This is a genomic window from Amycolatopsis sp. NBC_00348 (assembly GCF_036114655.1).
Taxonomy (GTDB): Bacteria; Actinomycetota; Actinomycetes; order Mycobacteriales; family Pseudonocardiaceae; genus Amycolatopsis.
The window spans coordinates 5,413,838-5,435,785 of the sequence record NZ_CP107994.1 but is presented as its reverse complement, the minus strand read 5'-3'; the positions used below and the strand labels follow the sequence as shown (position 1 = coordinate 5,435,785).

Here is a 21,948-nt window from a genome sequence, read left to right as displayed (position 1 = left end):
GTCCCTTCTCGCACGATTCAGAAGCCTGCCTCGGAGACTTTAACCGGATGTGGTGACATGGCGGACGTGGGAGTTGACGAGTCGTTGCTGAAAAGCGTCGCGGTGCAGGTCGCGACGGACGCCGCCGAGCTGGTCCGCGAGGCCTGGGCCGGGATGGCGGCGGGCCGGTCGGTCGCCGTGGACACCAAGTCCGCGGACACCGACGTGGTCACCGCCGTCGACCACGAGTCGGAGCGGCTCGTCCGCGCCCGGCTCGCCGAACTGCGGCCCGGTGAGCCGGTGCTGGGCGAGGAGGGCGGCGGGACCGCGGGTGACGACGGCGTCACGTGGGTCGTCGACCCGATCGACGGCACGGTCAACTTCCTCTACGGCCTGCCGTGGTTCGGCGTGTCCGTCGCCGCGCAGATCGGCGGGGTGTCGGTGGCCGGCGCCGTCGTCGAGCCGGCGAGCGGGCGGGTGTGGTCGGCCGCGCGCGGTCAGGGCGCGTGGCTCGACGGCCGCCGGCTGGGCGTCTCGGCGCCGTCGCGGCTGGAGCTGACGCTCGTCGGGACCGGGTTCGCGTACTCGGCGGAGCGGCGGACGCGGCAGGCGCGGTTCGCGGCGGGGCTGCTCGGGCGGGTGCGCGACATCCGCCGCAACGGCGCGGCGTCGCTCGACCTGTGCGCGGTCGCGGCGGGCTGGCTGGACGCGTACGTCGAGCACGGCCTGCACCGCTGGGACTGGGCCGCGGGCGCGCTGATCGCGGCGGAGGCGGGCGCGACGGTCGTGCTGCCGGGTTCGGCGCCGGACCTCGGCGCGGACGCGACGTACGCGGCGGCGCCGTCGATCGCGGAGCCGCTGCGGAAGGCGCTGGGGGAGTGCGGGGCCGCGGACGTCTGAGAGGGCCGTTGCGGAGGCTCTGAGGGCCGGACACGCGTGATCGGGAGGGCATCGCGCGTGTCTGGGCGGACGACACGCGTGATTGGGCGGACGACACGCGTGATTGAGGGGACGACTCGCGTGATTGTGCGGTCGGCTCACGTACCCAGGGGGTCGGCTCACGTACCCAGGGGGTCGGGTCGCGTACGCAGGGGGTCGGGTCAGCGGGTCAGCACTGGACGTCGCGGGCCGAGGCCAGCAGGGTCTGGTCGATGACCGGGGCCTGGGCGCCCGCGGACTGCTCGTTGCCGCCGCCCTGGTGGGCCTTGGACCACTCGGCGAGCTGGGTGAGGACCTGGCGGGCCTCGGCGCGCGGGCGGATGTCGCCGAAGTTGGTGCCGGTGACGAGGTCGACGCTGGCGTCCTTGCGGTTGTCCTGGACCAGCTCGGCGCAGGGCACCACCAGGCCGAGCGTGCGGGCCGCGGTGATGCCGTTCTCGCCGAAGCGGATCTGGCCGCGGCACTTCGCTTCGCGGTTCTCGTAGGCGGGGTCGTTGGCCGGCTCGCCGGTGTTGGTGAACCCGAGCTCGTGCAGCGCCGTCGTCGTGATGCTGCCCTGGCCGCGCGTGCTCGACGCGTTGAGGACCTTCACCGCGACCTTGTCCGGCGGCACCGGCGCGCGGTCGTCGAGGGCGTTGTGGGGGAGTGTGCTGAACGTGACACCCGGCGGCGGGCTGGCCTGCGGGTCGCACCGGACGGCCTCGTCGACGTCGCCCTTGCCGACCGCGGCGTTGATCCAGACGATGATCGCGCCGAGCGCCAGCACGCCGATGACGATCAGCGCCGGCAGCGGCTTGTGCCTGCGGTACGGCCGCGCCGCACGGTCCCCGATGCCGTTCCCCGACGCCACCTGCCCGTCCCTTCCCGAACCCAGAACCCGACGGCAGCTCGTCGGCACCGTCGTGGCCGATCAGCCTAGGCGCTGCGACCCGCGTGCGCGGGTCCGGGTCACCCCGCCGGTTTCCCGGGCGCCGCCGTGGTCCCGGGCGCCGCCCGGAGGCCTGTCCCCGTGCGGCGATCGCACCACGCGGGGGTCGGCCGGGGCAAGCGGACACGGGCCCCCCGTGAGGTTCTCCACCCGGGGGCAACCCGAATGGACGACAACGCGTCTTACCTGCGGGTTCCCCCTGTCGGGTGACGAATCCCCGGCAATGTCTGACTCGTTGCAGAAGCCGCGAAGGCGTGAGCTACCCTTCCCGGGCTCCGGCCGCAGGACGAGGCCCAAAACGAGAGAGACCTCGGTCACTCCGGCCGTCGGGCACAAACAGCGGCCCTGGAACGTTGACCAGCGGCACGGCGGACTCGCGGGCGCACCCGAGGGTCCGGGAAAACGACTACACAAGCTGATCGCAGGGGTGAGGGACACATGGCTACCGACTACGACGCTCCGCGCCGCAGCGAAGCCGACGAGCTGGCCGAAGACTCGTTGGAGGAGCTCAAGGCCCGGCGGAACGAGAACCAGTCCGGCGTCGTCGACGTCGACGAGGACGCGACCGCCGAGAACTTCGAGCTTCCGGGTGCCGACCTCTCCGGGCTTTCCGGTGAGGACATGACCGTGAAGGTGGTGCCGAAGCAGGCGGACGAGTTCACCTGCTCCGTGTGCTTCCTGGTGCACCACCGCAGCAGGCTGGCCGAGGAGAGCGGTGGACGCCTGATCTGCCGCGACTGCGCCTGAGGGCGCGGGAGCTCGGACCAGGGTTCGGGACGAACAGACGCGACGGAGAGCCCTGAGGGATCAAGGGAGGGCTCGAAGCGCGCTGGGGACAAGGGGGCCGGCCGGCAGGCCGGCCCCCTTCCACGTCTCCGGGCGGTCAGGCGCCCTCGAGCAGCTCGGCGACGCGCTCCGGGTGCCGGGTGCTGAACAGCCAGTACGGCGTCGGGTCCGCGGGGTCGGTGAGCCGGATCCGCACGGCCGGGCCGACCCAGCCGCGGTGCAGCACGTACGCCGCGGGGTCGCCGTCGCGGCCGAGCGCCTTGCGCTTGGCGTCCTTGTCGAAGATCTCCACCTCGCCGACGTAGCGCAGTGGCAGGTGCGCGTCGCCCACCCACAGCTCGGGCTCGTCACCGCCGGTGACGCGGATCCGGGACTTGCCGAGCGACAGCAGCAGCGCCACCACCACCGGCAACGCGATCACGTACGGCAGCCAGGCCCGGATCCCCGGGTACCCGAGGTCGATCTCGGCCGCCAGGAGGATCGCGCCCAGGACCGGCAGCGGCCAGCCCCACCACGGGACGTAGAGCCGCTCGGAGTGCCGGACCGCGGCGCTCGAGGCCGTCTTCGCTGATTCACCCACGGGTAGAGAGTAATCTCGCCGCCCGTGTCCAGCGTTCAGGTACTCCTCTCCCGGCTCGACCCGGATGTCCCGCTGCCCGCCTACGCCCGACCGGGCGACGCGGGCGCCGATCTCGTCACGACCTCGGATATCGTGCTCGAACCCGGGGAACGCGGGGTGGTCGGCACCGGTGTCGCGATCGCGCTCCCCCCGGGTTTCGCGGGGTTCGTCCACCCCCGCTCGGGCCTGGCCGCCCGGGTCGGTCTCTCGGTGGTCAACACCCCGGGCACGATCGACGCGGGCTACCGCGGTGAGATCAAGGTCTGCCTGATCAACCACGACCCGGTGCACCCGGTGAAGCTCACCCGCGGGGACCGCATCGCCCAGCTGGTCGTGCAGCGGGTCGAACACGCCGAGTTCGTCGAGGTCGCCGAGCTCGACGCGACCGAACGGGGCGCCGGCGGCTACGGCTCCACGGGCGGACACGCCACACTGGGAGCAGACGCGCTCGCGGCGAGCGCCGTGGCTGGGGAAGGAACGGAGAAGTAGTGGGGATTTTCGGACGCAAGCGGCGGACCGAGGGCGGGTCCGCGGGACGGCACGCCGCGCCCGATGCCGACGACACGATCGAGGACGACGAGTTCAGCGAGGACTCCGAGCTGTCGGACGTCTCCGACGGCCCGTTCGACGTCGCGGACTTCGAGGACGACGGCGTCCCGCGGATCGACCTCGGCTCGGTGAAGGTGCCGGTGCCCGACGGGTCGCAGGTCCAGGTCGAGATGGACCCGGAGACCAGCGGCGTGCGGGCCGTGCACGTCGTCACCGAGCAGGGCCAGATCACGGTCAGCGCGTACGCCGCGCCGCGCACCGGCGGGCTGTGGCGGGAGGTCAGCACCGAGCTGGCCGACCAGCTGCGGGCCGACGGCGCCAAGGTCAACATCGGCCGCGGCGCGTGGGGCCTGGAGATCTCGGCCATCGTCGGCGACGTCTCGCTGCGCTTCGTCGGCATCGACCGGCCGCGCTGGATGCTGCGCGGCGTCATCGCCGGACCGCAGTCGGAGGCCGCGGCGGCGGTGGAGGTGCTGCGGGACATCGTCCGCCGCACGATCGTCGACCGCGGTGACGCGCCGATGCCGGTCCGGACGCCGCTGACCATCACGCTCCCCGAGGCGGTCGCGGAGCACATCGCCGCCCAGCAACAGGGCTGACGCTCGACAAAAGCCGTGAAGGCCCCCTTACCGGCCATAAGAGCCGGGAAGGGGGCCTTCACGGCTTTTCGAGGGCCCGCAGGAAGGCGAGCACCGTCGCGCGGCCCAGTGACTCGCGGTCGGCGCCCAGCGCGGCCAGGGTCGTCTCGCCCAGCGACGCTCGAGGCAGGGTCGCGGCCCACTCGGATGCGACTTTCGTCGGGTGTATCGGGTCGTCGGTGCACGTGCCGACGCCCGCGGGCACCGTCAGCGCCGCCAGCTCGGCCAGCGACGGCGCCGGGCGGGCCGCCGCGACGCGCAGGCTCGCCGCCAGGCCGTCGCCGTGGCGGCGCCAGGCGCGGTCCAGTTCCGCCCGCAGCCAGTCCGGGCTGCCGACGGTCTGCGCCAGCGCGCCGTCGACCCCGGAACGGGCCACCAGATCCGCCGACAGCGACGCGGCGAGCGACGCGGGTGCTGGGCCCGGAGCCCCGTTCCAGGCCGGGAGCGCGGCCAGCAGGCCCCCGCAACGGCCGGGATTGCGCACGGCCCACTCCGCGGCCAGGTGGGCGCCGAACGAAATGCCGCCTACGAGCAGTTCGCCGTGTTCGTCCGCCAGCGCGTCGAGGATCGCCAGGTAGCCGTCGGCCAGCGTCGCCCCCGGTGGCGGCGCCGGCGTGAGGAGCGGGACGCCGAGGGCGCGCAGCGGGCCGGCGAAGACGGCGCGGACGAACACCTCGTCGGAGCCGGTGCCGGGCAGCAGCACGGCGGCGGGAGCGGGGATTGCGGACGTCACGTTGCGATCTTTGCGCAAAGGCGTTTCCCTGACGGGGACCGCAGTACGCTGGAAACGTTCGGGCCGCAAAGACCAAGTCGGGGGCCCCGGAGCACAGGAGCACCTATGTCCGCCAAAGACGGCGGCTACTTCAGCCGGTTGGTTCGCAAGCTGACCAGCGACGTCGAGGATCTCGACGCCGACGAGATGTCGATGAGGTCGGACGCCGAAGGCGCGCAGCGCGCCTGCGACTGCCGCTCCGGCGAAGAGGTCACCGTGCTGGGGAGACTCCGCAGTGTCGAGCTCTGCCCGACCAACGAAGCCGCCACGCTCGAGGCGGAGCTGTTCGACGGGACACAGGGCGTGACGCTAATCTGGCTCGGCCGCCGCCGGATCGCGGGCATCGAACCGGGCCGGACGATCAAGGTGCGCGGCCGGATGGCCACCCGTGACGGCCAGAAGGTGCTGTACAACCCCTATTACGAACTCCAGAGCCCAGTGAGTTGATCACCTATCGTGACTGATCCCGCCCCGAGCGAGAAGAAGACCGAAGACGCGGATGAACCGCAGCCGACCCTGCTCGAGCAGATGGGCGGCGTGTCCGGCCTGATCTACTCGTCGCTGCCGGTGATCGTGTTCGTCCTGGCGAACTCCTTCTTCGGCCTGACCGCGGCCATCTGGACCTCGATCGGCAGCGCGGTGGCCATCACCGTGCTGCGGCTGGTGCGCAAGGAGCCGCTGCAGCCGGCGATCTCCGGGTTCTTCGGCGTCGCCATCGCGGCGTTCATCGCCTACCGCACCGGGTCCGCGAAGGGGTTCTTCCTCTTCGGGATCTACGCGAGCCTCGTCTACTGCGGCATCTTCGTGCTGTCGGTGGTGGTGCGCTACCCGATCGCGGGCGTCGTCTGGAACATGCTCAACGGCACCGGCCAGGCGTGGCGCAAGGACAAGCCGTCCCGCTACGGCTACGACGTCGCCACGCTGGCCATGGCGGCGATCTTCGCCGCCCGGTTCGTCGTGCAGCGGTGGCTCTACCAGGAGGACTACACCGGCTGGCTGGCCTTCGCGAAGATCGCCATGGGCTACCCGCTCTACGCGCTGGGCCTGCTGGTGGTCGTCTGGGCGGTGCGCCGGTCCGACAAGCGGCTCAAGGCGATGGCCGAGGACGAGCCGGCCCCGGAGACCGACGCCGAGGTCGAAGCCCGGCTCCGCGAAAAGTACGCGGCCCCCGAGGCCTGAAGTTCCCCAAAGCCGTGAAGGCCTCCTTACCGGCCATAAGAGCCGGTAAGGAGGCCTTCACGGCTTTTGTCAGTAGCCCAGGGCCGTGCGGATCTCCGGCTCGACGTCGGACGTCGCCACGAACAGCAGCTCGTCGCCCGGCTCGAGCGGGTCCTCCGGCTGCGGCACGATCACGCGGTCGCCGCGCAGGATCGTCACCAGCGCCGCGTCGCGGGGCAGGTCCAGCTCGCTCACCGGCTTCCCGGCCAGCGGCGTCTCCTCCGGGAGGGTGAGCTCGACGAGGTTCGCGTTGCTCTGCCGGAACGTCATCAGCCGCACGAGGTCGCCGACGCTGACCGCCTCTTCGACCATCGCCGCGAGCATCCGCGGGGTCGACACCGCGACGTCGACGCCCCAGGCGTCGGTGAAGAGCCACTCGTTGGCCGGGTTGTTCACCCGGGCCACGACGCGCTTCACCGCGAACTCGGTCTTCGCCAGCAGCGACACCACGAGGTTGGCCTTGTCGTCGCCGGTCGCCGCGATCACGACGTCGCACTGCTCGATCCCGGACTCCTCCAGGATCGAGACCTCGCAGGCGTCGCCGAGCACCCAGTCGGCCTGCTCGACGGTGTGCGGCTCGAACTGGTCGGCCTCCCGCTCGATGAGCATCACCTGGTGCCTGCCGTCGATCAGCTCGGCGGCGATGGACCGGCCCACGGCGCCCGCACCGGCAATCGCGACCCTCATGCCTCGTCCTCCGGTTCGCGGTTGGCCACGCTGCCCACGTCGCTGACGGTGCCGGAGCGCGCGGCCACCCACACGTCGTCGTCGGCCTGCAGCACGGTCTTGGGTTCCGGCAGCACGGCGGTGCCGAAGCGCATGATGAACGCGACCCGCGCGCCGCTCGCCTCCTGCAGGGACTTCACGGAGTGCCCGACCCAGCCCTCGTGCAGCGGCAGCTGCAGGATCGCGACGTTGCCCGACGGGTCCCGCCACGCCGACGCGACGCCGTCCGGCAGCAGGGTGCGCAGGAACCGGTCGGTCGTCCACGGCACGGTCGCCACCGTCGGGATGCCCAGCCGCTCGTAGACGGCGGCGCGCTTGTGGTCGTAGATCCGCGCCACGACGTGCTCGATGCCGAAGTTCTCGCGCGCGACCCGCGCCGAGATGATGTTCGAGTTGTCGCCGCTGGACACCGCGGCGAACGCGCCGGCCCGCTCGATCCCGGCCGAGATCAGCACCTTGCGGTCGAACCCGACCCCGACGACCTGCTGGCCGTGGAAGTCGCTGCCCAGCCTGCGGAACGCCTGCTGGTTCTTGTCGATGACGGCCACCTCGTGGCCGAGCCGCTCCAGCGCAGCGGCCAGGGACGCGCCGACCCGGCCGCATCCCATGATCACCACGTGCACGCCCTGCCTCCTCATTCGGCGGTTTCCCGTCCGTACCTACCCCGACATGCCAGCGCCGAACCTACCCTGCGCCCCGCCGGTCAGCTCCACCGTCCTCCCCGCCACCGCCCTCGACGGAGAAGCGCCGCTCCGCTGTACTGTCCGGTGGTGTCGAAGTTCCCGACCGTGCTGAAACGCCTGGTCCTCGGACGTCCGTTCCGCAGTGACAGGCTCGCTCACACGCTCCTGCCGAAGCGCATCGCGCTGCCTATCTTCGCGTCCGACGCGCTCTCGAGCGTGGCGTACGCGCCCGAAGAGATCTTCCTGACGCTGAGCGTCGCGGGGCTGTCCGCGTACGCGCTGGCGCCGTGGATCGGCATCATGGTCGCGCTGGTGATGCTCGTCGTCGTCGCGTCCTACCGGCAGAACGTGCACGCCTACCCGAGCGGCGGCGGTGACTACGAGGTCGCCAACACGAACCTGGGCGGCAAGTTCGGGCTGACCGTCGCGAGCGCGCTGCTCGTCGACTACGTCCTCACGGTCGCGGTGTCCACTTCGTCCGGTGTGGCCAACATCGGGTCCGCCGTCCCGTGGGTCGCCGAGCACAAGGTGCTGGCGTCCATCGTGATCGTCTCGGTGCTCACGGCGTTGAACCTGCGGGGCATCCGCGAGTCGGGCAAGGCCTTCGCGATCCCGACGTACGGGTTCATCATCGGCATCATGATCATGGTCGTCTGGGGTCTGTTCCAGGCGGCGACCGGCACCCAGATGAAGGCCGAGAGCGCCGGGTTCACGCTGAGCGCCGAAGGATCCTTCGCGGGTGTCGCGTACGCGTTCCTGGTGCTGCGGGCGTTCTCCTCCGGCGCCGCGGCGCTGACCGGGGTCGAGGCGATCAGCAACGGCGTCCCGGCGTTCCAGAAACCCAAGTCGAAGAACGCGGCCACCACGCTGCTGATGATGGGCCTGCTCGCCGTCACCATGCTGGTCGGCATCATCACGCTCGCCACGATCACCGACGTCAAGTTCGCCGAGGACCCGGCGGAGCAGCTCGCCGGCGCGCCCGCGGGCTACCAGCAGAAGACGATCGTCGCGCAGATCGCGCACGCGGTGTTCGCGGACTTCCCGCCGGCGTTCTACTACATCTCCTTCTCCACCGGCATCATCCTGCTGCTGGCCGCGAACACCGCGTTCAACGGCTTCCCGGTGCTGGGCTCGATCCTGGCGCAGGACCGCTACCTGCCGCGGCAGCTGCACACCCGCGGCGACCGGCTCGCGTTCTCCAACGGGATCCTGTTCCTGGCGGCGTTCGCGCTGGTGCTGATCATCGCCTTCGACGCCGAGGTGACCCGGCTGATCCAGCTGTACATCGTGGGCGTGTTCGTGTCGTTCACGGTGAGCCAGGCGGGCATGATCCGGCACTGGAACCGGTTGCTGGCCAAGGAAACCGACCCCGCCAAGCGGCGGCGGATGCGGCGCTCGCAGACGGTCAACGCGGTCGGCCTCACCTGCACCGGCGTTGTGCTGGTGATCGTGCTGATCACGAAGTTCCTGCTGGGCGCGTGGATCGCGATCGCCGCGATGATCGCGATCTTCGTGCTGATGACCGCGATCCGGAAGCACTACGACCGCGTCGCCGACGAGCTCAAGGACCTCGGCGACACCCCGACCGTGCTGCCGTCGCGCAACCACGCGATCGTCCTGGTGTCCAAACTGCACCGCCCGACCCTGCGCGCGCTGGCCTACGCCAAGGCGATGCGCCCGGACGTCCTCGAAGCCGTCACGGTCAACGTGGACGACGCGGACACCCGCCGGCTCACCGCCGAATGGGACGCGCACAACTTCAAGGTGCCGCTGAAGGTCGTCGAATCGCCCTACCGCGAGATCACGAAACCGGTGCTGGACTACGTGAAGCGCGTGCGCGGCGACAACCCGCGCAACGTCGTCACCGTGTTCATCCCGGAGTACGTGGTCGGTCACTGGTGGGAGCAGGTGCTGCACAACCAGAGCGCGCTGCGGCTCAAGGGCCGTCTGCTGTTCCAGTCCGGCGTGATCGTGGCGAGCGTGCCGTGGCAGCTGGAGTCCTCGGCCAAGGCGGCCGCGCGCGTCCGGAACGAACGGCCCGCCGCGGGCGACGTCCGGCGCGGGTTCTCACCCGGCGGCGTCCCGCCCGTCACCCCCGTCTCGAAACCCGTTTCCAAGCCCGTCGCGAAACCCAAGGAGCCCGCTGAATGACGTCCTGGCAAGGCCGAGTCCTCGAGGTGGAGGTCGGTGCGGTCGCGCACGGCGGCCACTGCGTGGCCCGCGCCGACGGACGGGTGGTGTTCGTCCGGCACGCGCTGCCCGGCGAGCACGTGCGCGTCGAGGTCACCGAGGACAACGGCGGCTCGTTCTGCCGTGGCGACGCGGTCGAGGTGCTCAAGCCGTCACCGGACCGCGTCACACCGCCGTGCCCGCTCGCCGCGCCCGGCGCGTGCGGCGGCTGCGACTGGCAGCACGCGTCGCCGTCGTACCAGCGTGAGCTGAAGGCCGCGGTGGTCGCGGAGCAGCTGCAGCGGCTGGCCGGGATCGAACGCGAGGTCGTCGTCGAGGCCCTCGACGGCGGGGTGCTGGACTGGCGCAGCCGCGTCCGGCTGGTCGCCGGGCGGGACGGGCGCGCGGGCCTGCGCGCCCACCACAGCCACCGCGTGGTGGCCCTGGAGGACTGCCCGATCGCGGTCCCGGGCGAGCTCGAAGACGTCCTCGCGCGGCGCTGGCGCCCGGGCAGCGAGCTGGAGGTGACCAGCGACGGCGACGGCCGCACCCACGTCCGCGAGCTGTCGACGGTGCGCGGCAAGGTCCGCGCCCGGCAGCTGTCGGGCGGCGTGGCCGTGCAGCACGCCGCGGGCCGCGACTGGCGCCTCGACGCGCACGGCTTCTGGCAGGTCCACCCGGCGGCGGCGTCCACCCTGGCCGCGGTCGTGGCGGAGTGGGCGGAAGCGCCGGCGGGCGGATCGGCCTGGGACCTCTACGCGGGCGTCGGGCTGTTCGCGTCGGTGCTGGCCTCGCAGGTCGGCGAATCCGGGCGGGTGCTGGCGATCGAGTCGGGCCGCCGCGCGGTCACCGACGGCCAGCACAACCTCGCCGACCTGCCGCAGGTGTCGTGGCAGGCCGGGCGGGTGGAGGACGTGCTGTCCGCCGCGGACAAGCCCGTCGACGTCGTCGTCCTGGACCCGCCCCGCAAGGGCGCGGGCAAGGCGGTGGTGGAGTCGATCGTGGCCGGCCAGCCGGACCGCGTCGTGTACGTCGCCTGCGACCCGGCGGCCCTGGCCCGCGACCTCGCGACGTTCACCTCGCACGGCTACGCGCTGACGGCGCTGCGCGCGTTCGACGCGTTCCCGATGACGCACCACGTGGAGTGCGTGGCGCTGCTGTCCTGAGTTTTGCCGGTGGTGGTCGTCACACTGTCCTGGTGACTGTTCTCGACGCTTTCGACCGGGCCGCGTCGAGGGTGACCGGCCTGGTCACCGCGCGAAGGTGGCCGTTGGGTGAGGTGCTGGGGGAGTTCCTGGTCCACATGCGCGTGAACGAGTACCTGGCCCACGGCTGGCTTTCCGGTCACCGTTCCGCGGCTGGGCCGTTCGGTGGATCCCGATCGGGCGACAGCTCAGCCCGCGAACCAGCGCTGCGGCGCCGGGCGCAGGTTCTGGTAGATGTGCTTCGTCTCGGTGTACTCGCCCAAGCCCGACGGGCCCAGCTCGCGGCCGAAGCCGGACTGCTTGTAGCCGCCCCACTCCGCCTGCGGCAGGTACGGGTGGAAGTCGTTGATCCACACCGTGCCGTGGCGCAGCCGGCCCGCGACGCGCTGCGCCCGCCCGGCGTCCTGCGTGAACACCGCGCCGGCCAGGCCGTAGTGGGTGTCGTTGGCGATGCGGACGGCGTCGTCCTCGTCGGTGAACGTCTCGACCGTCAGCACCGGCCCGAACGACTCGTCGACGACCGCCGACGAGCCCTGTTCCACCTGGTCCAGGATGGTCGGGAGGTAGTAGAAGCCGCCGGCCAGCGCCGGATCCGCAGGCCGGCGGCCGCCCGTGCGCAGCACCGCGCCCTCGGCCAGCGCCGCCGCCACGTACTTCTCGATCTTGTCGCGGTGGGCCGCCGAGATCAGCGGGCCGGTTTCCGCCTGCGCGTCGAACGGCCCGCCGAGGCGGATCCGCTCCGCCCGGCGCACCAGCTCGGCGACGAACTCGTCGTGCCACTCGCGCTGCACGATCAGCCGCGCGCCCGCCGAGCAGACCTGGCCGGAGTGCAGGAACACCGCGGTCAGCGCGTAGTCGACCGCCGTCTCGAAGTCGGCGTCGGCGAAGACCACGTTCGGGTTCTTGCCGCCCAGCTCCAGGGCCACTTTCTTGACCGTGGCGGCCGCCGCCGCGGCGATGGTCCGGCCGGTCGCCAGGCCACCGGTGAACGACACCAGGTCGACGTCCGGGTGCTCGGCCAGCGGCGCGCCGACCTCCGCACCGGCGCCGAGCACCAGGTTCGCGACGCCGTCCGGCAGGCCCGCCTCGGTGAGCAGCTTCAGGAACAGGATCGCCGTGTGCGGCGTCAGCTCGCTGGGCTTGAGCACGAACGTGTTGCCCGCGGCCAGCGCGGGTGCGATCTTCCACACGGTCTGCAACAGCGGGTAGTTCCACGGCGTGATCAGCCCGCAGACACCGACCGGTTCGTGCACGATCCGGCTGAAGGCGTCCGGGTTGCCGGTGTCGACGACGCGGCCCGCGTCCTGGGCCGCGAGCTTGCCGAAGTACCGCAGGCAGGCGGCGATGTCGGCCATGTCGTAGCGGCTCTCGACCAGGCGCTTGCCGGTGTCGAGCGACTCGGCCCTGGCGAACGCCTCGGCGTCGCGGTCCAGCAGGTCGGCGGTGCGCAACAGCAGGTCACCGCGCAGGTGTGCGGGCGTGCCGGGCCACGGCCCGGTGTCGAACGCGCGCCGCGCCGCCGCGATGGCGGCCTCGGTGTCCGCGGCGGTGCCCTCGGCGACCGTCGCGACCGGGGTGCCGTCGGCCGGGCAGCGGATTTCGCGCCGCCCGCCGGCCACCGCGTCCACCCAGTCGCCGCCGATGAAGAAGTCCGCCATGCCGCTCATTCTCGTGGCCACGCGGCGTAACCGCCACAGCAGCGCGGGGAGACGAGGTTCACCCCGCGTGATGACGGGTGGTCGCGCTCCGCCTGTGACGCCGGACGCGGCGGGCGGAACCTCGGTGGCGGGTCTCCGTAGACTGGCCGGAACGTGGTCGTGGATGAGCGAGGTGGAGACGAGTGACGATGCTGGAGTCCGTCAGCGGACCGGCGGACCTGAAGCGCATGAGTGTCGAGGACCTCGGCGAACTGGCGGCCGAGATCCGGGACTTCCTCGTCGACAAGGTCCGCAGGGCCGGCGGGCACCTGGGGCCGAACCTCGGCGTCGTCGAGATGACACTGGCCCTGCACCGCGTGTTCGACTCGCCGCGCGACGCGATCGTCTGGGACGTCGGGCACCAGGCCTACGTCCACAAGATCGTCACCGGCCGCGCCGAGGGTTTCGACAAGCTGCGCCAGACCGGCGGCGTCACCGGCTACCCGTCGCGCGCCGAGAGCGAGCACGACTGGGTGGAGAGCAGCCACGCCTCTTCGGCACTGTCCTATGTGGACGGCCTCGCGAAGGCGTTCGCGCTGGGTGACGACGAACGGCACGCGGTCGCCGTCGTCGGCGACGGCGCGCTCACCGGCGGCATGTGCTGGGAAGCGCTCAACAACATCGCCGCGCACCGGGACCGCCCGGTCGTGATCGTCATCAACGACAACGGCCGGTCCTACTCGCCGACCATCGGCGGGCTCGCCGACCACCTCGCCGCGCTGCGCCTGCAACCCGGGTACGAGCGCCTGCTCGACGGCGGCCGCGAGCTCCTCAAGCACACCCCCGTCGTCGGCAAGCCGATCTACGCCGCCCTGCACGCCGCGAAGGCCGGCCTGAAGGACGCGCTGAGCCCGCAGGCGATGTTCTCCGACCTCGGCCTGAAGTACCTCGGCCCGGTCGACGGCCACGACTTCGCCGCGCTGGAGAAGGCGTTCCAGAGCGCGAAGGCGTTCGGCGGCGCGGTGATCGTGCACGTGGTAACCGAGAAGGGCCACGGCTACGCGCCCGCGGTCAACAACGAGCACGACCAGATGCACCAGACCGACCCGATCGACCCGGAGACCGGCCTGCCGCCGGTGAAGGGCCCCAGCTGGACCGGCGTGTTCGGCGACGAGCTGGCGAAGATCGGCGCCGACCGCGACGACGTCGTCGCGATCACCGCGGCGATGCTGCGCTCGACCGGGCTGGACAAGTTCGCCGAGGCGTTCCCGGACCGCTGGTACGACGTCGGCATCGCCGAGCAGCACGCCGTCACCTCGGCCGCCGGTCTCGCCATGGGCGGGCTGCACCCGGTCGTCGCGATCTACTCGACGTTCCTCAACCGCGCGTTCGACCAGGTCCTGATGGACGTCGCGCTGCACCGCCTGCCGGTGACGCTGGTGCTGGACCGCGCCGGGATCACCGGGCCGGACGGGCCGAGCCACCACGGCATGTGGGACCTGTCGCTGCTGGGCATGGTGCCCGGCATGCGCGTCGCCGCGCCGCGCGACCCGGCCACGCTGCGCGAGGAGCTGCGCGAAGCGGTGGCGGTGGCCGACGGCCCGACCGCGCTGCGGTTCTCCAAGGGCAAGGTCGGCACGGACGTCACCGCCGTCGAGCGGCTGGGTACGGTCGACGTGCTGCGCCGCCCGAAGGAGGGCGCCGACGTCCTGCTGGTCACGGTGGGCGCGTTCGCCACGCTCGGCTTGGCCGCCGCGGCCCGGCTGGCCGACCAGGGCATCGGCGTCACGGTCGTCGACCCGCGCTGGGTGCTGCCGGTGCCCGCGGAGCTGGTCGCGCTGGCCGAGCAGCACAAGCTGGTGGTGACGGTCGAGGACAGCGGCCGCCACGGCGGCTTCGGCTCGGCCCTGGCAGCGGTCTTCCGCGACGCCGAGTGCGACGTCCCGCTGCGCGACCTGGCCGTCCCGCAGACGTTCCACGACCTCGGCAGCCGCGACGAGGTCCTGACCCGCATCGGCCTCACCGCCCAGGACGTCGCCCGCCGGGTGACGGAGTGGGCGTCGGGCCGCATCGGCGCACCCGCGGAACGGTCCGAGAAGAGCGCCGACCGCAGCTGAGTGTGAGGGCCGTGAAGGCCTCCTTACCGGCTCTTATGGCCGGTAAGGAGGCCTTCACGGCTTTACCGCCGACCTCGCGGGTCAGGCTTCGGCGGCTACCGCGTCGCGCATCGGCGCGGTTGCCCGGCCGAAGACCTCCGCCGGTTCCGGGAAGAGCTTCACCAGCAGCGGGTACGCGATTGCCGCGGTGCCCAGGGTTACCAGCAGGCTGATGTCGACGCCGCCTGCGATGTTGCGTAGCGGGCCGGCGATCATCGGGGTGTTCGCGCACAACAGGCCCAGCGCCGTTGCCGGGATCCAGGCCGCCATTGCGCGCCAGTTCACCCCGCGGGTGAACCAGTAACGTCCACCGCGGCGGCCCTCGTTGAAGACCTGCAGGTCGGCGACGTCGTAGAAGCCGCGTCGCTGGACGAAGCCGATCATCATGATCACCATCCACGGCGAGGTGCACAGCACGATCAGCGTGGCGAACGCGTTGATGCTGGACACCATGTCGAGCGCGAAGTTGCCGACGAAGATGAACACCACGCTGAGCGTGCCGATCAGCAGTGTCGCCTGCACCCGTGACAGCCGCGGGAAGATCGAGCTGAAGTCCAGGCCGGTGCCGTAGAGCGACGTCGTGCCCGTCGACAGGCCGCCGATCAGCGCCACCACGATCAGCGGGATCGCGTACCAGAGCGGGGAAATCGCCGTCAGGCCGGTGATGTAGTCGGCCGGGTCGGCGACCAGCGTGGCCGTCGCGATGCCGAAGCCGAACGGCAGCAGCGTCGCCACCTGCGCGAGGAACGGTGCCGCCAGCAGGGAGCGTTTGCTGTGGTGGGAAGGGATGTAGCGGGACCAGTCGCCGAGGAACGCGCCGAACGAGATCGGGTTGGCCAGGGCCGTGACCACCGCGAGGATGAACGTCGGCCCGAACGTGCCCAGCGCGTACGTGCCCGTGCCGCTGAAGCCCGGGTCGAACGTGCCACCGTAGGCGAGGACGCCCAGCAGCATGATCACCGTGCCGAGGACCACCGCGACCCGGTTGACCAGCAGCATGAACCGGTAGCCGTAGATGCAGACGACCAGCGTCGCGATCGCGATGACGCCGTACGCGACCGCCCGCAGCGCGGCGCCGCCGTCGAAGCCGAAGAGCCGTTGCGCGGCGCCGGCGACGGCGTCGCCGCTGACCCAGACCGAGATCGCGAAGAACGTGATCGCCGTCAGCAGCGACAGGAACGAGCCGACGCACCGGCCGACGACGCCGAAGTGCGCGCCGGACGACACCGCGTTGTTCGTGCGGGTGCGCGGGCCGAACAACGCCATCGGGGCGAGGACGAGCCCGCCGAGCACCACGCCGATCGCCGTCGCCGCCAGCGCGGCCCGGAAGCTCAGGCCGTACGCGATCGGCAGGGTGCCGAGGATGATCGTGGCGAACGTGTTCGCGCCGCCGAACGCCATCCGGAACAGGTCACGCGGGCGCGAAGTCTGTTCCTCCGGCGGGATCGGCGCGATCCCGTGCTGCTCGACCTCGGTGATCCCGCCGCTCACGCGAACCGCGTCATCACGTGCTTGACGCGGGTGTACTCGGCGAAGGCGTACGCCGACAGGTCCTTGCCGTGCCCCGAGTGGCCGAAGCCGCCGTGCGGCATCTCGGCGACCAGCGGGCCGTGCGTGTTGACCCACACGCAGCCGAAGTCCAGCTCGGCCGAGACGCGCGCGGCGGTCGCGAGGTCCCGCGTCCAGACCGACGACGCCAGCCCGTACGGCACGCCGTTGGCCAGCGCGACCCCCTCGTCTTCGTCCGAAAAGGACTGAACGGTGACGACCGGCCCGAAGATCTCCTCCTGGACGATCTCGTCGTCCTGACGCAGCCCGGAAACCACCGTGGGGGCGAAGTAGAACCCGCGGTCGCCGTGCTGAACCCCGCCGGTTTCGACGCGGGCGTGCGACGGCAGCCGCTCGAGCAGGCCCTGGACGCGGTCGAACTGCGCGCGGCTGTTGAGCGGGCCGAAGTCGACGCCCGGCGTCTGCGCGGCGGCGGCCTTGGTCAGCTCCGCGACGAAGTCGTCGTGGATCGAGGCGTGCACCAGCACCCGGCTGCCCGCGGTGCAGTCCTGCCCGGCGTTGTAGAACGCGGCGCCCACGATGCCTTCCGCCGTCGAGGCGAGGTCGACGTCGGGGAAGACCAGCAGCGGCGCGTTGCCGCCCAGCTCCAGGTGGGTGCGCTTGAGGTCGGCGGCCGCCACGGTGGCGACGTCGATGCCCGCCCGCGTCGACCCGGTGATCGAGACCAGAGCCGTGATCGGGTGCTTGACCAGGGCGCGGCCGGTGTCGCGGTCGCCGGTCAGGACGGTGAACGCGCCCGACGGCAGGAACTCGGCGGCGACCTCGGCCAGCAGCACGGCCGTCGACGGGGTCGTCTCGGCGGGCTTGAGCACCACCGTGTTGCCCGCGGCCAACGCCGGGGCGATCTTCCAGATCGCCATCATCAGCGGGTAGTTCCACGGCGCGATCTGCGCGCAGACCCCGACCGGCTCGCGGCGGATCACCGACGTGTGGCCGGCCGTGTACTCCCCGGCCGCGGTGCCTTCCAGCTGCCGCGCGGCGCCCGCGAAGAACCGCAGGGCGCTCACGCACTCCGGGATCTCCTCGTCCAGCACAACGGACCGGATCTTGCCCGTCTCGCGCACTTCCAGGTCGGCGAACTCCGCCGCACGCGCTTCCAGCGCGTCCGCGATCTTCAGCAGCGCGAGCTGCCGCTGCGCCGGGGTGCTGCGCCGCCACACCTTGAACGCCCGCGCGGCCGATTCGAGAGCGTTGTCCACATCGGACTGGGTGGCGATCGGGCTGGTGCCGAACACTTCGCCGGTCGCCGGGTCGGTCAGGTCGAGCGTCATGACTGCTCCAGGTGGGTCGGCTCGAACATCTTCAGCAGGGCGGGCAGGACCACGACGGACGGCCCCGGCGTGCGCAACGCCTCGGCGAGATCGGCGCCGAGGGTGTCCAAAGTGGACAACTGAGCGGAGACCCCGAAAGACTGCGCCAGCGCCACGAAGTCGGGCCGGGCCAGCTCGGTGGCCGTCGACTGCCCGAAGGCGCCGGTGAGGTATTCGCGGAGGATGCCGTACCCGCCGTCGTCGACGATCAGCCACGTGACGTCCAGGCCGTGCTGGACGGCGGTGGCCAGCTCGGCGACGCTGTACATCGCGCCGCCGTCGCCGGACACGGCCAGCGTGGGCCCGCCGGTCGCGGCCGCGCCGCCGAGCGCACCCGGCAGGCCGTAGCCGAGGCCGCCCGCGCCCTGCGCCGTGTGGATCGGCGCGCCCTCGGGGTTCCACACCGACCAGGCCCAGTACGCGGCGATCGTCATGTCCCAGTAGGTCTGCGTGCCGTCGGGGATGGCCGCGCGGACGTCGTCGACGAGCTTGCGTTCGACAGCCAGGTCCTGACCGTCCAAACGCGACTTCACCCGTGACAGCAAGGAAGCGACCGCCGCTTCCGCCCGGCCGTCCGAACGCCGCATCGGCACCCACTCCAGCAGGGCCTGCAGCGTGAGCCGGACGTCGGCGTGGATGCCCAGGCCCGGGTAGTTCGACTCCAGCTTGCCCAGGTCGGCCTCGACCTGGATCACGCGCCCACGCGGCGCGAACTCGCGGTAGTTGCTGGACAGCTCGCCGAGCCCGGAGCCCAGCACGAGCAGCACGTCGGCGTCGGCGAGGAACTCCGTGCTGTGCCAGTCCTCCAGCCACGACTGCCCGGACAGCTCGTGGTCCCAGCCGAAGACGCCCTTGCCGCCGAAAGTGGACAGCACGGGCGCGCGCAGGGCTTCGGCGAGCGCCTCCAGCTCGGCGTGGGCGCCGGACCGCAGCGCGCCGCCACCGGCGAGGATCACCGGATTCGACGCCGCGGCCAGCAGATCCGCCGCCGCGGTGACCAGCTCGGGCAGCGGCGCCAGGGGAGCGGGCGCGGCGGCTACCGACGTGATCGGCGGGACACCGGCCGGGCCGAGCAGCACGTCCTGGGGGATCTCGACCCACACCGGCCCGTACGGCGCGGTCGAGGCCGACGTCCAGGCTTCGCGCAAGGCCGAAGGGATCTGGCTCGCGCGGCGCACGACGTGCACCGACTTCACGACACCCGCGAAGCTCGCCTGCTGGTCCGGCAGCTCGTGCAGGTAACCGTGCCGGCCGCCGCCGAGGCCGGCCACCGGGATCTGGCTGGAGATCCCGAGCACCGGCACCGACGCCGCGCGGGACTCCTGCAGGGAAGCCAACGTCAGCAGCGCGCCCGGGCCGGTGGAGACGACGAGCGGCGTCACCGGGACCGGGCCGTCCGGGTTCGCCGCGAGCCGCGCGCGGGCGTGCCCGTCGGCCGCGAAGGCGAGGTTGTTCTCGACGCGACCGCTGATCACGCGCAGGTCGTCGGCGCGCCGCAGGGCCTCGAACAGGCCCAGTGCGTGCTGGCCCGGCAGGCCGAAGACCGTGTCGGCGCCCAGGGCGCGCAGCGTCTCGACGACGACGTCGCCGCCGATGCGTTCGGTGTCCGTCATGCGCTCTTCCCCAAGGTCAGCAGGCTCACCAGGTCGTAGGCGACGTGGGAGGCCGCGATGGCGGTGATCTCGGCGTGATCGTAAGCGGGGGCCAATTCGACGACGTCGGCTCCGATCAGGTTGAGGTCGCGCAGCCCGCGCAGGATCTCCAGCAGCTCGCGGCTGGTCATCCCACCGGCTTCGGGGGTGCCCGTGCCGGGGGCGTGGGCCGGGTCGAGGACGTCGATGTCGACGGAGACGTACAGCGGCCGGTCGCCGATCCGCTGCCGCAGCGCGTCCACGGTCTCGTCGACACCCCGGCGCATGACGTCGCCGGAGGTGACGATGCCGAAGCCGAGGCGGCGGTCCTCTTCGAGGTCCCGCTTGCCGTACAACGGCCCGCGCGTGCCGACGTGCGACAGCGCGCTCGTGTCGAGGATGCCTTCCTCCGACGCCCGCCGGAACGGGGTGCCGTGGGTGTAGGGCTCGCCGAAGTAGGTGTCCCAGGTGTCGAGGTGCGCGTCGAAGTGCAGCAGCGCCACCGGTCCGTGGCGCTTGGCCGCCGCGCGCAGCAGCGGCAGCGCGATCGTGTGGTCGCCGCCGACGGTCACCAGCCGCGTCCCGTTCGCCTGCAGCGCCTCGGCTTCCTGCTGCAGGACCTCGATCGCCTCGCCGATGTTGAACGGGTTGACGGCGATGTCACCCGCGTCCACCACCTGCATCTCGGCGAACGGCGAGACGTCCAGCTCCGGGTGGTAGGGCCGCAGCAGCCGGCTCGCCTCGCGGACGGCGGCCGGGCCGAACCGCGCGCCGGGCCGGTAGGACACCCCGGAGTCGAAGGGCACCCCGACGACGGCGACGTCGGCGTGGGGGACCTGGTCGATCCGCGGCAGCCGCGCGAAGGTGGCGAACCCGGCGAACCGGGGGATCCGCGACGAGTCGAGCGGTCCGACGTTAGGCACTGGCAGGCTCCTGTTCGCGGGTCGGGACGGACGTGTCTTCGCCGTTGAGACGGCGGGTCCAGGTGGTCAGGATCGAGTCGGCCGTGCGGGGCGTGGCGAAGCTGACGGCCAGGTAGACCAGCAGGCTCGCGCCCAGTCCCCAGTAGATCGGGGTGTTGGCCTCGACGCCGTCGATGATCATGAACGTCACCACGGACACCGTGCCCGCGATCATCGAGGCGTACGCGCCCTGGCGGGTGCCGCGCTTCCAGAACAACGCGCCGACGATCGCCACCAGCAGGCCGCCGACGAGGATGTCGTAGGCGATGGTGAGCGCGTTGACGACGTCGTCGACGATCATCGCGATGCCGATCGCGACCAGGCCGAGCACGAGCGTGGTGATCCGGTTGCGACGGACCTCGCCGGTCTCGCTGTTCTTCAGGCCCAGCTTGGTCAGCAGGTCCGACGTCGTGGTGGTGGCGCAGGCGATGAGCGCGCCGCTGGCGGTCGACATCATCGCCGAGAGCGCGGCGGCCAGCACCAGCCCGCGGACGCCGGTGGGCAGCAGGCGTTCGACGATCGTCGCGAAGGCGTCCTGCGCGCTGCCGAGGTCCGGGTAGAGCGCGTGGGCGGCCATCCCGATCAGCGCGCCGGCGACGCCGTAGACCAGGCAGTAGACGCCGGAGGTGATGCCGCCGGACGTCGCGATCGCCGGTGTGCGGGCGGTGAACACGCGCTGCCAGATGTCCTGGCCGATGAGCAGGCCGAAGGTGTAGATCACGAAGTACGTGACGATCGTGTCCGTGCCGATCGAGGTGAAGCTGAAGAAGCTCGCGTCGAGCTTCTCGCTCATCCCGCTGAAGCCGCCGGCGGAGCTGATCGCGACCGGCAGCAGGATCGCCAGGATGCCGATGGTCTTGATGACGAACTGGGCGATGTCGGTGAGCGTGATCGACCACATGCCGCCGAGCACCGAGTAGAGCACCACGATCGCGCCGCCGACGGCGATGCCCGCCCAGTTCGGCAGGTCGAACAGGACCTTGAAGATGGTGGCGAAGGCCAGCGTCGAGGTCACCGTGAGCATCAGGGTGTAGCCCCACATCACAACGCCGGACACCGCGCTGGTGTTGCCGCCGTAACGCAGGTCGAGCATCTCGCCGACGGTGTAGACCTTGAGCCGCACCAGCCGGCGCGCGAACACCGCGTGCAGCACCAGGATGCCGACGCCGATGGAGAGCACCAGCCAGGCGCCCGAGATGCCGTAGGTGTAACCGAGCTTCACGCCGCCGACGGTGGACGCGCCGCCGAGCACGACGGCCGACATCGTGCCGGAGTACATGAACCAGCCCAGCCGCCGCCCGGCGACGAGGTAGTCGGACTTCGTCTTCGCGAGCCGGAGGCCGTACCAGCCGACCCCGAGCATCCCCGCGATGTAGAGCGCGATGACCACATAGTCCCCGGTCACGGCGGTCCTCCTTACCTCTTCGGGTGGTGTTCGGGTCACCGTAGGTTCGCGGGCCACCCCGCCGGCA

General features: G+C 71.7%; 20 protein-coding genes. 9 read left to right on the top strand and 11 right to left on the bottom strand.

What is annotated here, in order from left to right; translation table 11 throughout:
• Positions 1-57 precede the first annotated feature (57 nt).
• Positions 58-879, top strand: coding sequence for an inositol monophosphatase family protein (locus OHS58_RS23180; RefSeq protein ID WP_328643984.1), 822 nt, complete (start codon positions 58-60; stop codon positions 877-879).
• 208 nt (positions 880-1,087) lie between these two features.
• On the opposite strand, the gene cei is transcribed toward OHS58_RS23180, so the two are convergent.
• Positions 1,088-1,768, bottom strand: a complete 681-nt coding sequence (gene cei / locus OHS58_RS23175) for an envelope integrity protein Cei (RefSeq protein WP_328643983.1) — start codon at positions 1,766-1,768, stop codon at positions 1,088-1,090.
• A 516-nt stretch (positions 1,769-2,284) separates the two neighbouring features.
• Here cei and OHS58_RS23170 point away from each other — a divergent pair.
• On the top strand, positions 2,285-2,593 hold the full coding sequence (locus OHS58_RS23170; protein WP_086676737.1) for a DUF4193 domain-containing protein: 309 nt from the start codon (positions 2,285-2,287) through the stop codon (positions 2,591-2,593).
• A gap of 136 nt (positions 2,594-2,729) precedes the next feature.
• Here the strand turns inward: OHS58_RS23170 and OHS58_RS23165 are convergent, their stop codons facing one another.
• On the bottom strand, positions 2,730-3,212 hold the full coding sequence (locus tag OHS58_RS23165; protein ID WP_328643982.1) for a DUF3093 domain-containing protein: 483 nt from the start codon (positions 3,210-3,212) through the stop codon (positions 2,730-2,732).
• Between the two features lie 24 nt (positions 3,213-3,236).
• Here OHS58_RS23165 and dut point away from each other — a divergent pair, with 24 nt between their 5' ends.
• Entirely contained in the window at positions 3,237-3,740 is a 504-nt protein-coding gene (gene dut, locus OHS58_RS23160; protein WP_326947697.1) for a dUTP diphosphatase, read from the top strand.
• Positions 3,740-4,399, top strand: coding sequence for a DUF3710 domain-containing protein (locus OHS58_RS23155; RefSeq protein WP_326947698.1), 660 nt, complete (start codon positions 3,740-3,742; stop codon positions 4,397-4,399). The genes dut and OHS58_RS23155 overlap by 1 nt, the downstream gene beginning before the upstream one ends.
• Positions 4,400-4,457: 58 nt before the next feature.
• Here OHS58_RS23155 and OHS58_RS23150 read toward each other — a convergent pair whose 3' ends face one another.
• Entirely contained in the window at positions 4,458-5,141 is a 684-nt protein-coding gene (locus tag OHS58_RS23150) for an alpha/beta fold hydrolase (RefSeq protein ID WP_328649848.1), read from the bottom strand.
• Positions 5,142-5,276: 135 nt separating this feature from the next.
• Between OHS58_RS23150 and OHS58_RS23145 the strand changes: the two genes are divergently transcribed.
• Complete coding sequence (locus OHS58_RS23145) at positions 5,277-5,657, top strand: OB-fold nucleic acid binding domain-containing protein (RefSeq protein WP_247049018.1); 381 nt, start codon at positions 5,277-5,279, stop codon at positions 5,655-5,657.
• Positions 5,658-5,666: 9 nt separating this feature from the next.
• The gene (locus tag OHS58_RS23140) at positions 5,667-6,389 is read left to right on the top strand and encodes a DUF3159 domain-containing protein (protein ID WP_247049019.1); all 723 of its coding nucleotides are present in this window, start codon (positions 5,667-5,669) and stop codon (positions 6,387-6,389) included.
• Between the two features lie 69 nt (positions 6,390-6,458).
• Here OHS58_RS23140 and OHS58_RS23135 read toward each other — a convergent pair whose 3' ends face one another.
• Both OHS58_RS23135 and OHS58_RS23130 read right to left on the bottom strand, forming a co-directional pair.
• Positions 6,459-7,115, bottom strand: coding sequence for a potassium channel family protein (locus tag OHS58_RS23135; RefSeq protein WP_247049020.1), 657 nt, complete (start codon positions 7,113-7,115; stop codon positions 6,459-6,461).
• Positions 7,112-7,777, bottom strand: a complete 666-nt coding sequence (locus OHS58_RS23130) for a potassium channel family protein (protein WP_247049021.1) — start codon at positions 7,775-7,777, stop codon at positions 7,112-7,114. The genes OHS58_RS23135 and OHS58_RS23130 overlap by 4 nt, the downstream gene beginning before the upstream one ends.
• 147 nt (positions 7,778-7,924) lie before the next feature.
• Between OHS58_RS23130 and OHS58_RS23125 the strand changes: the two genes are divergently transcribed.
• Complete coding sequence (locus OHS58_RS23125; protein ID WP_326947701.1) at positions 7,925-9,988, top strand: APC family permease; 2,064 nt, start codon at positions 7,925-7,927, stop codon at positions 9,986-9,988.
• Positions 9,985-11,172, top strand: a complete 1,188-nt coding sequence (locus tag OHS58_RS23120; protein ID WP_326947702.1) for a class I SAM-dependent RNA methyltransferase — start codon at positions 9,985-9,987, stop codon at positions 11,170-11,172. The genes OHS58_RS23125 and OHS58_RS23120 overlap by 4 nt, the downstream gene beginning before the upstream one ends.
• A gap of 227 nt (positions 11,173-11,399) precedes the next feature.
• Here the strand turns inward: OHS58_RS23120 and OHS58_RS23115 are convergent, their stop codons facing one another.
• On the bottom strand, positions 11,400-12,869 hold the full coding sequence (locus OHS58_RS23115) for an aldehyde dehydrogenase family protein (RefSeq protein ID WP_328643981.1): 1,470 nt from the start codon (positions 12,867-12,869) through the stop codon (positions 11,400-11,402).
• Positions 12,870-13,051: 182 nt separating this feature from the next.
• On the opposite strand from OHS58_RS23115, the gene dxs reads away from it, so the two are divergent.
• Positions 13,052-14,965, top strand: coding sequence for a 1-deoxy-D-xylulose-5-phosphate synthase (dxs, locus tag OHS58_RS23110; RefSeq protein ID WP_326947706.1), 1,914 nt, complete (start codon positions 13,052-13,054; stop codon positions 14,963-14,965).
• 81 nt (positions 14,966-15,046) lie between these two features.
• On the opposite strand, the gene OHS58_RS23105 is transcribed toward dxs, so the two are convergent.
• From OHS58_RS23105 to OHS58_RS23085, 5 genes are read right to left on the bottom strand one after another with little or no spacing between them, the layout of a single operon-like run.
• A complete protein-coding gene (locus OHS58_RS23105) occupies positions 15,047-16,495 on the bottom strand; it encodes a purine-cytosine permease family protein (RefSeq protein WP_328643980.1) in 1,449 nt (482 codons plus the stop codon).
• The gene (locus tag OHS58_RS23100; RefSeq protein WP_328643979.1) at positions 16,492-17,844 is read right to left on the bottom strand and encodes an aminobutyraldehyde dehydrogenase; all 1,353 of its coding nucleotides are present in this window, start codon (positions 17,842-17,844) and stop codon (positions 16,492-16,494) included. Before OHS58_RS23100 ends, OHS58_RS23105 begins: the two co-directional genes overlap by 4 nt.
• Positions 17,841-19,496 (bottom strand): thiamine pyrophosphate-binding protein, encoded by a 1,656-nt coding sequence (locus OHS58_RS23095; protein ID WP_328643978.1) that lies wholly within the window; start codon positions 19,494-19,496, stop codon positions 17,841-17,843. Before OHS58_RS23095 ends, OHS58_RS23100 begins: the two co-directional genes overlap by 4 nt.
• On the bottom strand, positions 19,493-20,437 hold the full coding sequence (speB, locus tag OHS58_RS23090) for an agmatinase (protein ID WP_326947710.1): 945 nt from the start codon (positions 20,435-20,437) through the stop codon (positions 19,493-19,495). Before speB ends, OHS58_RS23095 begins: the two co-directional genes overlap by 4 nt.
• On the bottom strand, positions 20,430-21,881 hold the full coding sequence (locus OHS58_RS23085; protein ID WP_326947711.1) for a sodium:solute symporter: 1,452 nt from the start codon (positions 21,879-21,881) through the stop codon (positions 20,430-20,432). The genes speB and OHS58_RS23085 overlap by 8 nt, the downstream gene beginning before the upstream one ends.
• Between the last annotated feature and the right edge of the window lie 67 nt (positions 21,882-21,948).

Bases quoted from the DNA above. Each gene is read 5' to 3' on its own strand.
- OHS58_RS23095 (WP_328643978.1), bottom strand. From the start codon at position 19,496: ATGACGGACACCGAACGCATCGGCGGCGACGTCGTCGTCGAGACGCTG.
- OHS58_RS23100 (WP_328643979.1), bottom strand. From the start codon at position 17,844: ATGACGCTCGACCTGACCGACCCGGCGACCGGCGAAGTGTTCGGCACC.
- OHS58_RS23120 (WP_326947702.1), top strand. From the start codon at position 9,985: ATGACGTCCTGGCAAGGCCGAGTCCTCGAGGTGGAGGTCGGTGCGGTC.
- OHS58_RS23170 (WP_086676737.1), top strand. From the start codon at position 2,285: ATGGCTACCGACTACGACGCTCCGCGCCGCAGCGAAGCCGACGAGCTG.
- OHS58_RS23180 (WP_328643984.1), top strand. From the start codon at position 58: ATGGCGGACGTGGGAGTTGACGAGTCGTTGCTGAAAAGCGTCGCGGTG.
- OHS58_RS23145 (WP_247049018.1), top strand. From the start codon at position 5,277: ATGTCCGCCAAAGACGGCGGCTACTTCAGCCGGTTGGTTCGCAAGCTG.
- OHS58_RS23115 (WP_328643981.1), bottom strand. From the start codon at position 12,869: ATGGCGGACTTCTTCATCGGCGGCGACTGGGTGGACGCGGTGGCCGGC.
- OHS58_RS23135 (WP_247049020.1), bottom strand. From the start codon at position 7,115: ATGAGGGTCGCGATTGCCGGTGCGGGCGCCGTGGGCCGGTCCATCGCC.